Below are 14,399 nucleotides of genomic sequence, written 5' to 3' on the forward strand. Positions count from 1 at the left end.
TATAATAACTTTCTTAACTCTCTGATATTATTTTGATAAATTGGGCCATGCCGAATAAGCCTAGTGATTTTTCGATTTTTCATAAGGCTTTAGTATGTTAAACTGATGCTACGACTGTACTAGGGAGCCAACCTGTAGTCGTAGTTTTGATTATGTGTGACAAGAAAGAAGATCGTTTTCAATAACTTGTTTACACATGCGATGGAGGCAACCTTATGACATTTGTTATAGGGTTGCGTTTTTAATTTATCGTAGTACTCAACGATGTGATTTCCACCAAATCGTCGCTGTCTAATCATGTTCTGAACGGTTAGATACATTATTTTACGTAGGTGTTTATTGCCGCGTTTATTAATCTTGTCTTTAGCTATAAACTTCCCGGATTGATACCGCCTAATATCAATACCTGTATAGGCATTCAACTGTCTGTTGTTGTCAAACCTCTGAATGTTCCCAATTTCTGCTATGATTCTGACAGCTGAGTTAGCTCCAATAGCCGGAATACTACGTATTATGCTATACTCTTCAAGCCTTTCGGCTATCGACTCCATTTTACTGATACATTGTTCTTTCTGAAGGAGAAGCTCTTGAAACCGTTTAGCATATACACGAACTTGATCACAAACCACATCTGTTGAAGACGCGGCGGGGTAAGATTGCTTTGCGGCCTCTATTAATTCAACAGCTTTTTCTTCTGCTTTGTTTACTGCCATTCGTTTATTTGTGTTTGCGAGTATTCGATTTTTAATGATTGTTTTTGAATGATTCAAGACTAGATCTGGATGAGGGTATAATTGTACTACGTTTAGGAACAGTTCAGACTTGGTCGTGAAAATATTCTCGAGTTCAGGAAATGTTTCCTGGACGACCTTATGCAATCGACTGCGGGTGACGCTCAATTCATCATCCAATTCGCTGTAGTGTCTCGATAATCGTTTTAACTGACGGTAAACATCATTGGAATCTGTTTCAATCCGTCTTTCGTGCGTAAAGTGTGTGAGTGCCAATTGATGTGCATCACTTCGGTCCGTTTTGTGAATCCGTAAGGAATCACATTGGAGTTTTGCTTCCAAGGGATTTAATAGGCAATAACTATAGTTGTTCTCTTGCATGAAACGTTCCAATGTTCTTGAATAGACTCCTGTAGATTCAAATACGATATGAGGTTGCTCATCATATCCTTCAATTAAGTCATCAATTAACTTTTTAAGGTCCATAAATCCCGGACGATTGTGCGCAATTTCCTTTTCCAACTGACATTTTTTCAGCGCGTTATAGACAACCATATAACTCTTTCCCATACTAATATCAAAGGCGATGACATGTTTCATGTTCTCCCTCCCTATGTGTTTTGAAGTCTTCACATTAGCCTTATTGATTCCCATTTCTTATACACGATCTCAAAGGATCCAACATACTTAAACCTGATTCAAATAAGGTTGTGAAGTAGGTCAGTTTTTTTTACGGATTCAAGATCCAAAGAGCTGCCCGACCTATTCTTCACCTCTACTATATAAAAAAATAGTAGTACGAACCAATGCCTTGGTCTGCACTACTAATCTTAGTATGTTTTCTTTATTGAACTCCCATGAAAGAACTTAATCATCTTTCATATTCTGTGGTGTAGCTCTGGTTTTGCGCTACATGGATGGCTAACGGGGCAGGTTAGTCAAATTTTTTTTTACACTTTTTTCAACATCTTTCTTTTTTTGAAAAAATGTTTATAATTATCTTAACCTTTTGTGTTTTATCACTTTTCTAACATTTATTACTCAATTTAGGGGCGCTGATCATGGGGATAACGACATTATTATTAAATGCATTCATTATTATCATTTGTATTTTTTTCTATCAAATATTTTGGTTAGATAAAGATGGAAAAGAAGCGCGTAATACTATATTAATTTCCTTTCTTTCATCCATCGCGGTTGTTCTTTGTATGACATTCCCGTTTAAGTTTAATTGTGGATACATATATGATTTACGGCTTATCCCAATCCTTTTAGCTGTTCTCTATGGTGGTTTTAGGAGTTTTATTTTTATTACTGTTATATTTGTTTCTTACCGTTTTTACTTAGGCGGAGACGGAGTCTACCCTGCAGTTATTGTATATTTTATGGCCACTTCCATTACTATGGTATCCCAATATTTTCTTGCTGGTTATTATAAAAAAAGAAAAATATTGTTCAGCTTATTGCTTATGTCTCTTTGCACTATTTCCTTTTCTATATTCGCTTTAATGAACCAAATACGGATAAACGATAAAGTTCAACCTGATTTTATTCACTTTTTATTCAATTATATAGTGATCAATATTCTGACTGTTTTATTGTCTCTTTATTTAATTGAAGGAATGATAGAAAGGTTTAAAATGAAAGAAAAAATTTACCGTGCAGAAAAATTTATGGTGACTTGTGAATTAGCAGCGTCTATAGCCCATGAAATAAGAAACCCGTTGACTACTGTATATGGATTTATGCAGATGTTTAGTAAAAACGAAATCTCTGAAACACAAAAGGATGACTATTTGCAAGTCATGCTAATGGAGTTAGAAAAAGCGCAACACGTTATTAACGATTATTTGTCCCTTATAAAACCACAACATGTTGCAAGAGAATTATTAGATATTAGACCAATTGTTGAGCAAGTAATAGAGGTTATTTTACCGATCGCCATCCAATGTAATGTTAAAGTTGAAAGCGATAATGAATGTTCCTATTATATATATGCCAACACCGATAATCTAAAAATGTGTTTAATTAACATTGCAACGAATGGGATTGAAGCCATGACTAATGGAGGGATGCTCCGAATTAATGTGAAAAAGGTAAAGAATCGTATTGTGATTGATATTATTGACACAGGAATTGGAATGTCTTCTGAGGAGATAAATCGAATTGCTATGCCGTTTTATTCTATAAAAGAGAAGGGAACCGGGCTAGGTACGATGATTGCATACAGTATTGTAAAAGGATTAAACGGAGATATAGAAATAAAAAGTGAAAAGGGAAAGGGAACACGGTTTTCTATTATTATTCCTTCTTCCTAATAGAAATCGTAGGGCAAAAAAATTTCGACGATTTAGAGCTTGCTGCTAAAGTACAGTTCGAAAACGAAGAATTTAAAGACGAAAAAGAAATTGAGAAAATATCCGGATACAATAACGCCATTTTGGAGTGTATAAACCCAATTTATTTATATGATTTAAATGATTAAAACAACCTAATTGAATAGGATTGTGAAGTATTACACTTAAACTAACGGGTGCTTTACTTAAAGATTATTGAGTTGCATAAGCAGCTCTTTTTTTCTTATTGAGCTAACGAGGCAGTTTAGTTGAATAATCTTCGGCTCATACAGTTATAGCTGTAAATGAAGAATAATTAGTAGGGGATAAAGATGGAGGCTGTTTAATTTAAGTCGTTTGAAAATAAATGGAAATATCTGAAAAGGAAGGTTTAAATACAAAAGAGGCTTATTATGTTGATTAGCCTCTTTAAATAATGAATTTCTATCAAAGAAATCTATTGATTATTACCACTGTCTGTATGAACAATGATTTTCTGCTTCATTTTTTTTACTTCCGATTGACTATAAAAATAAAATAACAGCCAAACTAGTGCAAAAATTAATGCATTAAATAGTAACAATAGAATCGTTAGTTTTATCGAAAATGTTGGAAGCCATTTTAAAGAAAAGGCGACAGCTATAAAGGTCCCTATAGCGATAAAAAAATGACAAGCACTTTGTTGTAAAAATGTTAAACGTTCTGTTCTATAGACGTATGAAGGTAGTATACAGGCAATGCCAACAGTAACTGATCCGAAAACTTGTTGTGGAAAATTAGATATAACAGCTTCTAAAAACAAATCCCCTTTCAACCAATATCCAATAAGATTTACAAAAACAAAAACTGTACAGCCCATACTTATTCCGAACCATAAATTCTTGAAAAAGTTCATGTACTTATACCCCCAAGCGCTCTTTAAATGATTTTTTATAATTGCGTGAAATGACTTCTTTTATTCCTAAAGTAAGCTCGATTTCCATTGTGCCATTAAAGGAAGCTTCAATATTTCTGATTTTTCTAGGATTAACGATGGCAGATTTAGAAATCCGAATAAATCCTTCCCCTAGTTGCTGCTCTAACTCGTACAAAGGTTTATTCATAAGTACACGATTACCATCGTCGCTATATAGTACTAAATCTTTGCCTTCCGTCCTAATAGCTATAACAGAACTAGGCTCGATAATATGTACTTTATTGTTAGCGGTCCCTGTTAAAATTTGTTGTTCTTCTTGTTGTAAGAGTGAGATTGCAGCCTGTATAGTTGGCGTTAATTTAGAAACGCAGATTGTTATGTAGGGTTCATCAATTTGTGGATCAATTTTTATGTCTATCTTCAACTCCATCACCTCTCTATAAAAATATACCATATATTACAAATCGAATAATGCAAGTTGTCATCCATAAAAAGCATTTCACCTTTCAATAAAGACATGTTACATGTAACGTATTGTTGCTAAACTTTGATGTCGTTATATTAGGCCTTAGAAACATTAATTTAATATAAGGGGACAGTTAATATGAACGAGATCACAACGCTAAAAGAGCGAAGAAAGGCAGGATGGATATTAGCAAGCATATCAAGTATGCTTTCATTAAGTGTTATTTTTTGGTATGTAACTAATCCTAAAAAATTTATTGAGAATGGATTGGGCTATTCACCGGAAATATACCTGAACTTACCTATGTGGTTTTTCACTGCATTCATCGTAATCGGGTATATTTCCTATACAATGTTTGCAATACCTTTAGTAAAAAGCAATTTGTTCACATTTTCTTGGCTTAAATTGATTGGTATATGGGCTGCTATTGTAAGTGGAATAGTAGAAGAAGTTGTATTTAGACATTTGCTCATGGAGTATGTATTATCTACTGGATTTTCAAATCTTTCACAAGTAATAATCTCAGGAATTGTGTTTGGAATTGCTCATGGCGCATGGATGTTATTGCGAGGAGAGATGGAAATTGCGCTTCCAGCAATTCTTTCAACGACAATCTTAGGTTGTCTACTTGCGATGCTCTATATTTATACCGGAAGGAGCACCTTTGCACCAATTGTAGCCCATATTCTAATCAATATGGTAATAGAGCCATGGTTGATGCTAGCTGCCATTTCAGGGAAGTGGCAGCTAAATAAAAATTCATGGTAATAATTGAGAGGAATGTTGTGTAATTTCGCCCCTCGATATTAAATAATTTTATGGGAAAAGGTTATTTAATTTACCACCGTTAGCAAATTTGATGTTTTTTCAGGACCTATGAGGTTCAGTTGTTTAATCTAAACTCTTCAATTCCCATAAAAAAACGTATTAATCTTTCATTTTCTGTGATGAAGCGTCGATTTTATCCGATGTGGATGGCTAACGGAGGGATTTAATTCAACCAGCTATAAGCTATTTTAGGATTAAGCCCATATTTTAGTTATTCCATTAAAGGGCGCGATTGTGGGAGAAGCGTCGCTGTTCTTATTAAACTAACGGGGTGCTTTACTTGAAGACCATTGAGCTGCTTAGACAGCTCTTTTTTTCTTATTGTACTAACGAAGCAGGCTAGTTCAATAAGGAATGGCAAGCTAGATGAAGGATATTTTATAAAGTTGGTCGAATATAACCCTTGTCCAAATGAAAATAATTAACCCATTTTCATTTAGGAGTTTGAAAAGCAATAATTTAAAATAGATGAGGGTGAAATAATGAATATTTCAGTATTAGGTTGTGGACGTTGGGGAACCTTTTTGGCTTGGTACGCTAATAAAGTTGGGCACGATGTTATGTTATGGGGGAGAGAAAACTCCAGGAATTTTAAACATTAAAAGATTTATTTTTAAGACCTGTAAAATTTGAGTTTGAGTAAGAATATGCCATATCTTTTCCTTTAAACAGAAATCAAGACTTCACGATTATATTGGAGTCTTTTTTTGTTTGTCTTTACACGACAAAAATAACTCATAATCGTGCTGCGGATTGTGTACTGTGCTCGATTACAGGAGGATATGATGGGAAGACGTGAGAACTGTCAAGTGACGAGTTAAAAGTGGTTCAGAAGGATAAGACAGATGAAAAAGCATTTGAGAAGTTTTAAGAGATTATTACTAAAAGTTGTATGGAGCATTTTAGAATGAAGAGGAGATGATTAAATCGAGCGGATGAATTTAAACTTCTTACGGAATGAAAGCAAGAGAGTTACCATTAGAACTTGGCAAATAAAGGGGTGAATGAATAAATTTATTATGTAAACTATGTTCGGAGATTTGAAATGAAGTGGAATAATTCAATTAGAACATCCAAAAGAGTATTTAATCCTTACACATTTCATTGCCACTTTCTTTTTTTAATAGTTGACTGTCAAAACAGTCTATCCGCAATGACAATTATATGTGTAGGTTCGAATTCATTGTATCCTAATACCTGCAAGTTAGGGACAAACAGAAAAAATCACCCATGTCATTGCGAGTGATTTTTAAAAATCTAATAGATAGTTAGGTTCATAATAATTTGCTCGCCAATACGTCCCATTCTTCTTTCCCCGTTATCGACAAAGCCAACTTTTAAATACAAATTTTGAGCCGGAATATTTTTATGATTAACGACTAAAACAACTTCATTACAATCTTTAAATTTTCTTTTAATAAATTCAGGCAGTGCTAGCATCCCTATTTTTGCGTATCCTTTTCCTTGTTGTTTATGGTCAACAGACAATGCAGTAAGCAGCATAGCTTTTGGATTATTAGAGTACTCTTTTACTCTTTCTGTTGCATGCAGGACAAAAAATCCTACAGGTATATTGTGATTCAAAATAACAATCGGGTATTGTCCAACCATTTCAATAGAAATATCTTTTGGAAGGGCAGTAAATTGACTTTGTTCGTCCGGAAGCTCGAAGTCATTCAAAATATCGACATACTCTTCTGAAAAATGTACTAATTCAATGGTGTTCGTTTTTTGCATAAAATTGCCTCCTTTTTTATTATTCTAATACCAGAACGAACGTTCGTCAAGAGACTTAATTTATAAATGATATGTATTCATCTTTAATTTGATGGTGAAATATAGTTAATCAACACGTCTGATAGATTATATTAATATTAAAAGAAGTGGAAAATTAGGGGGAATGGAAAATGGTGTTACTTAAATATGAAGTAGAGGAATACGAGCTAACAATGTTAAAAGAAGTTTATCAATCAGTAGGATGGATGAAACATGACGAACGCATAATAAAAAAAGTTTTCAATGCAAGTACACATCAAGTTTTCGCAGTAAAAGATCATAAAATTATAGGTTTTGCGAGAGCTCTTTCAGATGGTACCTTTAATGCTGCGATTTATGATGTTGTAGTACATAAAGATTATCAAGGAAGTGGGATAGCTAGAACTCTTTTAGAGGATATCATTCAGCAATTAGCAGATGTTTCTTGTATTCAGTTAATTGCAACGACAGGAAATGAACCTTTTTACGAAAAGATCGGCTTTAAAAAATTGAAAACGGGTATGGCAATATACAAAAATCCGCAACTAGCAGAGGAGTATTTGGAAAGCAATAATTCTTGAGGAGGAGAATACAAAAAAGCTGTAGCGTACGGCATCGCTACAGCTTAATATTGACTTGCTTAGGTTAGTCAGTAAAGCGATTATATCATACAATAGGGAAAACTAAAAATAACAACAGCTATATTTGATGAAGTATTTAAACATAAGGAAAAATTTAAAGAAATCACTTGTTTTCATTTAAATCTTCAACAAACAATTCTAAATGAAATTTCATTCATTATCCTTTCACTTCACTACCTTATTTGAAATTAAATCCCCCAAAAAAATCCGAACGCGAATTCTGACATGTAAGTGTTTAATAAAAAAAATATCATTTGTCCTTGAATCTCCAGTAGCGTCACCTTTTATGATGAATTTAGTTACTCACTTTAGAAGGTAACAATCAAATATGCTATTGGAGGAAAAGTACAATGAAAAAAGAGACTTTATTAAACAGAGGATTGGCAAGTTTAATGCATCTGTTCTCGCTATTATTAACCTTTATTTTGCCAATATTGGTATACTTAGTATCAAGGGATAAGAATAAATATTTTGCTGACCATGCAAAAGAAGGGATGAACCTTCATTTTACTTTCTTTCCAGTTTTTTTGTTATTAACTTTTATTTCTAAAAAATGGAGCGCAGTTTCAATCCTTTCTTTTACACTTATTATTCTTGAAACAATATTAATTTTAATTGCAGCAATCTATACTTTAAATGGAAAAAAGTTTTCTTATCCCGTTATAAGATACTTTAAAGTCAATCATTAAGGAGAGAATAATTTGTCGGGGAAAGGTATTTTTACGATAGGTGAACTTGTGCAAAAGTCTGGTGTTAGTATTAGAACACTTCGATATTATGACAGCATAGACCTACTGAAACCAAGTGATTATACAGAGGGTGGACATAGACTATATTCTACAGAGGGCCTATCTACATTACAAAACATTAAGTCATTACAGTTTCTAGGCTTGTCGCTAAAGGAAATTAAAGACGTACTGCAAAAAAACACTGTTAAAGGTGAAATTATCTTAAAATCGTTAAACGATCAAAAACAGTTATTTGAAGCGAAAAAACTTGAAATTATAAATGTATTATCTGATTTAAACCATCTTATTGAAACAGTGAAAGATGAGGAAATCATCAATATCGAGATATTTTGTGCTATGCTACAAAAATTAATGTTTGCTGAGAATACTGAAACATGGTTTAAAGAACACTTTTCAGATATAACTGATGAATTATTTAGTATAAATAAATCCGAAGAAATCGATTTAGATAAAAAATGGACTAAAGTTTTATCAGAAATTAAACATTTAACATTTACAGAAGCTATACCTTCTACAAAAGAAGCCCAAGAGACTGTTAAAACACTTCTGCAACTTATGAATGAAACCGTGAAAGGAAATTTAGATATGATGGAAAAAAAGCTACCATTCACAGAATCGTTGAAATTTCCGAATCCTTTTACAGAAAAGGAGCAAATATTTTTAAAAGAAGCGATAAGTATATATCAAAATAATTGTTACAACACCCAGGCGACGATACAGAATTAAGATATGAATATCCGGCAATGAAAACGACGCAAGTAGAAAAATTGCTAGTATGAAAATTAAACCCCAATTGTGTCTAACAATTGGGGTTTAATGAAGAGTTTAATCAGTAAATGTTGTGGTAGCAAATCACATGCCTGCTCCAATTAAAGCTGCATAAATCATAAATAACCCTATAGGAGTTTCAATTGAAGCTGATGACAATCCAATACGACAGATAAAAAATAATAGTCAATAAACGTACTATCAATATACGAACTAAAAAGTATATGATAGTCTTTACCATTGAACTTTAACTAAATTCTCCTATAAAGCCTCAAACTTTACACCACATACTTTGATAATCACAGTTAATATCCTCTCGTACATATCTATAGAAAAAATCAGTGAATCACATAAGAATACGATTCAAGACATATAAATAAAGGTGGCTTAAAAATAACAGTCTAAAAGCATTGATGAAAATTAAGAAAATATTCAGTTTTTGGTAAGAAAAATATTAACTTTGTGATATATACTTATAAAAAAAGGAAATTAATGAAACCGTTTGAATATTTAAAACGTATTGGTAGTAGGAAGAATATTGAAGTAGGTGAGGACATGGCATACACCATTTACATAGTATTAACAAAAACAGGTACATTACTATCAAAAGCAATAGGCATGTATACTGGAAAAGAGATGAACCATGCGTCCATTGCTTTTGATGAGGAGCTCTTTGAAATGTATAGCTTTGGACGTAGACAATTAAACAATCCTTTAAGTGGGGGTTTTTTGCGAGAAGATGCAGAAAGAGGACTATTTGAAACAGCTGATTGTGTCATTTATCGTTGCAAAATATCTCATTATCAATACTTAGAGATGATGAAAATCGTACAACATATGTATTGGAATCGTGATCGCTATAAATATAATTTTATTGGGCTTTTTGGAGTTATGATGCAAAGGGAGGTTCGAAGAGAGCGTGCCTATTTTTGCTCGCAATTTGTGGCGATGCTATTAAAGGTTGGTGGGCTGAAAGTTTGTCAAAACCCAGCATTAATGACACCTCATTGTATCGCACAATTACCTTACTTAGAAAAAGTATATGCTGGGAAGCTAGCAGACTATTTACAAAGTGTACGTTCACCAGCAATGTTATACGGCTAGGGAGAAACCTCATATTATTTTAATTATTTTTTATCCCCGCAATCATAACGCCTCGGCGCATCTAGATATCCGTCGAGGCTTCACATTTAGGCCCTGTCTCTACAGAGTGTCATAGGACTTAGTAACTTGATCCCGTAAATTCACTCGATGCCACTGATTAATAAAAATAGCTAGTAAAATTGGGTATTATTCTCTTTATAGTGTGTTATATACTTTATAGTAGAATTATATGGAATATAGGAATACATAGGAGGCGTTGTTGATGAGCGAAGAAGTAAATGCATCTGGTTGGGACGCGATTGATCAGGAATTATTAAAAGTTTACGGAGACCAGGAGCCGAAGCATTATGGAACCGTTATTCCATATTTATTAGGAGGCGAAGATCCGCTTGAAGGAATCAGTGCCTATAAAAGTGAGACACCAGTTCCACACTGGCATTTTGTAACTTATGGATTTTCTGAATTATATGAAAAAGATTCAGAGGATGCTGAATGCAGCGGATATGGGTTTGAGTTAACATTTCGTCTTGCACGAAAAGAAGATGAGGAGGAGCCACCAGCGTGGGCGTTGAATTTGCTGCAAAACATGGGAAGATATGTTTTTGACAGTGGCAATGTTTTCAGAGCAGGCGATTATTTGGATGCTAACGGTCCAATCTGCCAAGGAGCTGACACTCTTTTAACGGCGCTTGCATTTACGATAGATCCTGAGTTGCCTGCGATTGATACACCAAATGGACAGTTGGAGTTTATTCAAATGGTAGGCATAACAGAAGATGAGCTTGAGGCGATGCAAACTTGGAATACTATCGGTGTACTAAATGCAGGTCTTGAGTATATCCCGAGCTATGTTACTGATTTATCTCGTGCATCTCTTTTACAGATTTCATCCATTGCCGAAGCTGTAGAAAAAGGAATGGCGGAAGAAGGCTCCAATACCGGCTATTTATTTGTGGACCAACTAGCTTGGGAGCAGGGGAAAAAGGGATTGTTCAGTAAACAACCTAATAAGTTAACGTTGGGGGCAAAACAAGCGGGAATAATCGGCAAACTATTACGCGGACGGATTTTAAAAGGGAAAAGACTAACCTTAGTTGGTCGAGAAATACGAGTTGTATTTGAGCCAGGAGAAAAATGTGGGTATAGCGTGGAAGAAGCGGATATTACCATCACATTAAATGACAAGGCAGTTATGGAACTCAATCAAAACTTAATGCCGCAAGAACAAGAGTTTAAAGTATCCTCTATACCGGGGCTTTCCATTCAAATTGCAAAAACGTATATTAAAGATCAGCAAGGAAACGTTGTAGAAACAATCGGATGATAGAATATAGTCTCCCGCTAAAACGAACAGTATATCCAAATGATGTGTCTTTGGGTTCGTATAATAGTGGGAGATTTTTTATTAACCAGATTCTTTTGAATCAGACCGAACATCGTAAGCTCCTTCTAAGGGAGCAACATCCAGAATTCAGATAACAATCCACGTGCAATCCTCATTTAAAACTTTTTCAAGAAAACTAACAATACTACAATGTTCAATCTTATAGTTAAACCTTTTCTGCTATAATGAATGACTGTAGAGATTGGGGTGATAAAAATGCATATCGTTACAATTGAAGGCGTGCCATATGATTGGTTTAAGCAATTACAGGAAATTCATGCACATGTATTTGATGGAGCAAATCTACCACTAGAAAAACTTGAGAGTAAAGAAGGACTCGTTTGTTTATTAGCAGTAGAAAATGAAGATATCATAGGCTTTAAAATAGGTTACACACACCCTGATGGCATTTTTTATAGCTGGTTAGGAGGTGTCCATGAAAAGAAACGGGGTCAGGGAGTTGCCAGTCAATTAATGAGGCGGCAACATGAACACCTACAGGCACTTGGCTTTAAAAAAGTTCGTACATATGGAAGAAATGAGCGAAAAGCAATGCTTATCACAAATCTTAAACACGGATTTGATATTGTCTCAACTTTTGTGGATAAAAAAGATCGACATAAAATAGTGTTTGAAAAAACATTGGAATAGGAGTTTTATTATGAAGGCATACTTAGCAAATGGATTATTTTCTTTAGGAGATCGTTTAGTCAATGAGCAGCTCGCTGCGGCAATTAGAGAGGCAGTACCAGGTATTGAATTATACGTACCACAGGAGAATGATGCGATAAATGATAAAACGGCATATGCAGATAGCTTAGCGATTGCGCAAGCGGATTTAGAGATGCTGCAAAATAGTGATGTATTAGTAGCCGTTTTAGATGGCGTTGAGATTGACTCAGGTGTAGCAGCAGAGATTGGTGCATTTGCGATGCTGAATCGACCAATCGTAGGCGTATTTACAGATGTTCGTCAACAAGGCCGGGACAATATGATGAAAATAGAGGCACTTGTACGGGACGGAATGGAAAATCAGTTTGTTTATCGTAATTTATTTGTTATTGGCCTGATTAAGCGCACGGGAGTGATTACGACTTCCATTGCTGAAGCAGTTCAAGCTGTTGAAAAATATGAAAAATAGGAGGAGTATTGTATGTTACTATCAACAACAGATATTGTAGTAGGAAAAGAAATTGTAGAAACTATAGGTTTAGTAAAAGGTAATTCGGTACAATCGAGAAATATTGGCCGCGATATGATGGCTGGACTTCGCAATATTGTCGGAGGAGAGATGAAGGAGTATGCAGAAATGCTCGTTCGCTCCCGAGAAATTGCTACGCAAGATATGGAGGAAGAGGCAAGACGACTAGGGGCAAATGCTATTGTTGGGATAAGATTTTCCACATCATCTGTTATGGAAGGTACATCAGAGGTATTAGCATACGGAACAGCGGTAAGAGTAAAGGAATAATCCCAGCCGGCAGAAGACGCATGACTGCTTATATAAGGCAGTGGAAAGATAATGTGATACTTATACATTAATCGTAAAAAAGTGGTTGTGTTATAATTGTATAGTTAAAAAATAAGGAACCGCCAATCATATTGATTGGTGGTTATATTTTTACTTAGATTTATAACACCTATATTTTCCTTTACTGAAAGGAAGTCACAGGATTTTCACAGAAGATATGGCTATACTTCTCCATAGAGCATTCAAACTGATATTGAAACTGGTACAAAGACAAATATTGAAAAGATGTCGTTCAGAAAAATGCAGCTAATAATGGAAAAATATATTACTTAGATCTAGATGCTTGGTATCAAGCAGATGGTGGTACCCAATCTTAGAAAATGAAAATCGCAAATATATTAGAAGCGTTTAATTAATTCAACTTCACTTAAGTAGAAAATCCATGGGGTATTAACTCGTGGATTTTTTTCCAAAAACATTTATCTTATGAAGGCTCAATATTATTTTTTTACTCAAGTGTATGAAAATGAGTGAAGTTTCTTCTATTTATAATATAAATGCTCGCAGCATACTTTCAATCAATCTTTATTTGAAAGTTTTGTATAGTTAAAAGTCAAATAAGTTATTTATATTTTGAACTTTTTACTGCTGTTCATTATAACTCGGAAGAGAACTAATGTTCTTGTTGTTTTAGGAGGATTGATTATGAGTGGTGTAAGATGGTTGTATATTTCTAAAGATAATAAAATTTATAAGATTCCTAATCCTAAAGATGGGAGATTTAAAGAAATAAAGGAGCTTTCAGAGCAGGATGTTTTAAAGGTTATGCTGTACTACAGAACAAAAAATAGAAAGCCAGACAAACTAGTAATGGTTGAATTTGACCGAATTACTCTTGACTCACAAGGGGTGTATGAGGTGAATGATGAAAGGAAAAAAAGGATGCTACAAAATGCCTTTCAGTTTATATATAATACCCCTCAACAATTGGCAGATAACAAATCACCATTCGAGTTGCCTCTAGCACCTAGCGTTCCATCCAATTTTGAAAAAAAGGCTTTATATGAATATTTAAATCAGAATTACCCTAACTTAGGAAACGATGCTCCGGCAATCGTAGAAAATGCAATAAGCTCACTAACAAAAATACATCAAAAAAAAGTTGACTTAATTAAAGAAGCTAATAAATTAAGAAAAAGTAATTTAAAATCGTACTTTGAATCAAAAAAGGTTTAATGAAATTACGGATG

General features: G+C 34.1%; 16 protein-coding genes. 12 read left to right on the forward strand and 4 right to left on the reverse strand.

Annotated features, from left to right (window positions below; translation table 11 throughout):
* Positions 1 to 119: 119 nt before the first annotated feature.
* On the reverse strand, positions 120 to 1,331 hold the full coding sequence (locus tag ACZ11_RS06690) for an IS110 family RNA-guided transposase (protein WP_049664684.1): 1,212 nt from the start codon (positions 1,329 to 1,331) through the stop codon (positions 120 to 122).
* Positions 1,332 to 1,792: 461 nt separating this feature from the next.
* On the opposite strand from ACZ11_RS06690, the gene ACZ11_RS06695 reads away from it, so the two are divergent.
* Positions 1,793 to 3,049 carry an ATP-binding protein gene (locus tag ACZ11_RS06695; RefSeq protein ID WP_049664685.1) on the forward strand — a complete coding sequence of 419 codons (1,257 nt, stop codon included), beginning with the start codon at positions 1,793 to 1,795 and terminating at the stop codon, positions 3,047 to 3,049.
* Positions 3,050 to 3,524: 475 nt separating this feature from the next.
* Here the strand turns inward: ACZ11_RS06695 and ACZ11_RS06700 are convergent, their stop codons facing one another.
* Together ACZ11_RS06700 and ACZ11_RS06705 are read right to left on the reverse strand one after the other, a co-directional pair.
* On the reverse strand, positions 3,525 to 3,962 hold the full coding sequence (locus tag ACZ11_RS06700; RefSeq protein ID WP_082172697.1) for a DUF3021 domain-containing protein: 438 nt from the start codon (positions 3,960 to 3,962) through the stop codon (positions 3,525 to 3,527).
* A gap of 4 nt (positions 3,963 to 3,966) precedes the next feature.
* Positions 3,967 to 4,413 carry a LytTR family DNA-binding domain-containing protein gene (locus ACZ11_RS06705; RefSeq protein ID WP_236690797.1) on the reverse strand — a complete coding sequence of 149 codons (447 nt, stop codon included), beginning with the start codon at positions 4,411 to 4,413 and terminating at the stop codon, positions 3,967 to 3,969.
* 174 nt (positions 4,414 to 4,587) lie between these two features.
* Between ACZ11_RS06705 and ACZ11_RS06710 the strand changes: the two genes are divergently transcribed.
* Positions 4,588 to 5,217, forward strand: coding sequence for a CPBP family intramembrane glutamic endopeptidase (locus tag ACZ11_RS06710; RefSeq protein ID WP_049664688.1), 630 nt, complete (start codon positions 4,588 to 4,590; stop codon positions 5,215 to 5,217).
* A 542-nt stretch (positions 5,218 to 5,759) separates the two neighbouring features.
* A complete protein-coding gene (locus tag ACZ11_RS26915; protein ID WP_236690798.1) occupies positions 5,760 to 5,879 on the forward strand; it encodes a hypothetical protein in 120 nt (39 codons plus the stop codon).
* A 655-nt stretch (positions 5,880 to 6,534) separates the two neighbouring features.
* Here ACZ11_RS26915 and ACZ11_RS06715 read toward each other — a convergent pair.
* Positions 6,535 to 7,014 carry a GNAT family N-acetyltransferase gene (locus tag ACZ11_RS06715; protein WP_049664690.1) on the reverse strand — a complete coding sequence of 160 codons (480 nt, stop codon included), beginning with the start codon at positions 7,012 to 7,014 and terminating at the stop codon, positions 6,535 to 6,537.
* A 170-nt stretch (positions 7,015 to 7,184) separates the two neighbouring features.
* Between ACZ11_RS06715 and ACZ11_RS06720 the strand changes: the two genes are divergently transcribed.
* From ACZ11_RS06720 to ACZ11_RS06760, 9 genes are all read left to right on the forward strand, one after another.
* Positions 7,185 to 7,613, forward strand: a complete 429-nt coding sequence (locus ACZ11_RS06720; RefSeq protein ID WP_049664692.1) for a GNAT family N-acetyltransferase — start codon at positions 7,185 to 7,187, stop codon at positions 7,611 to 7,613.
* A 410-nt stretch (positions 7,614 to 8,023) separates the two neighbouring features.
* Positions 8,024 to 8,362: a DUF4870 domain-containing protein gene (locus tag ACZ11_RS06725; RefSeq protein ID WP_049664694.1), complete on the forward strand. Its 339-nt coding sequence runs from the start codon at positions 8,024 to 8,026 to the stop codon at positions 8,360 to 8,362.
* Positions 8,363 to 8,374: 12 nt separating this feature from the next.
* Complete coding sequence (locus tag ACZ11_RS06730) at positions 8,375 to 9,148, forward strand: MerR family transcriptional regulator (RefSeq protein ID WP_049664696.1); 774 nt, start codon at positions 8,375 to 8,377, stop codon at positions 9,146 to 9,148.
* Positions 9,149 to 9,682: 534 nt separating this feature from the next.
* Positions 9,683 to 10,294 (forward strand): hypothetical protein, encoded by a 612-nt coding sequence (locus tag ACZ11_RS06735; protein ID WP_236690799.1) that lies wholly within the window; start codon positions 9,683 to 9,685, stop codon positions 10,292 to 10,294.
* Positions 10,295 to 10,556: 262 nt separating this feature from the next.
* Positions 10,557 to 11,618, forward strand: a complete 1,062-nt coding sequence (locus ACZ11_RS06740) for a suppressor of fused domain protein (protein WP_049664698.1) — start codon at positions 10,557 to 10,559, stop codon at positions 11,616 to 11,618.
* Between the two features lie 276 nt (positions 11,619 to 11,894).
* On the forward strand, positions 11,895 to 12,329 hold the full coding sequence (locus ACZ11_RS06745) for a GNAT family N-acetyltransferase (protein WP_049664699.1): 435 nt from the start codon (positions 11,895 to 11,897) through the stop codon (positions 12,327 to 12,329).
* A 10-nt stretch (positions 12,330 to 12,339) separates the two neighbouring features.
* On the forward strand, positions 12,340 to 12,819 hold the full coding sequence (locus tag ACZ11_RS06750; protein ID WP_049664701.1) for a nucleoside 2-deoxyribosyltransferase: 480 nt from the start codon (positions 12,340 to 12,342) through the stop codon (positions 12,817 to 12,819).
* Positions 12,820 to 12,831: 12 nt separating this feature from the next.
* The gene (locus ACZ11_RS06755; protein ID WP_049664703.1) at positions 12,832 to 13,149 is read left to right on the forward strand and encodes a YbjQ family protein; all 318 of its coding nucleotides are present in this window, start codon (positions 12,832 to 12,834) and stop codon (positions 13,147 to 13,149) included.
* A gap of 705 nt (positions 13,150 to 13,854) precedes the next feature.
* A complete protein-coding gene (locus tag ACZ11_RS06760; protein WP_049664705.1) occupies positions 13,855 to 14,385 on the forward strand; it encodes a hypothetical protein in 531 nt (176 codons plus the stop codon).
* Positions 14,386 to 14,399 lie beyond the last annotated feature (14 nt).

The sequence above is a fragment of the Lysinibacillus xylanilyticus genome (assembly GCF_001183605.1).
Classification (GTDB): Bacteria; Bacillota; Bacilli; order Bacillales_A; family Planococcaceae; genus Lysinibacillus; species Lysinibacillus xylanilyticus.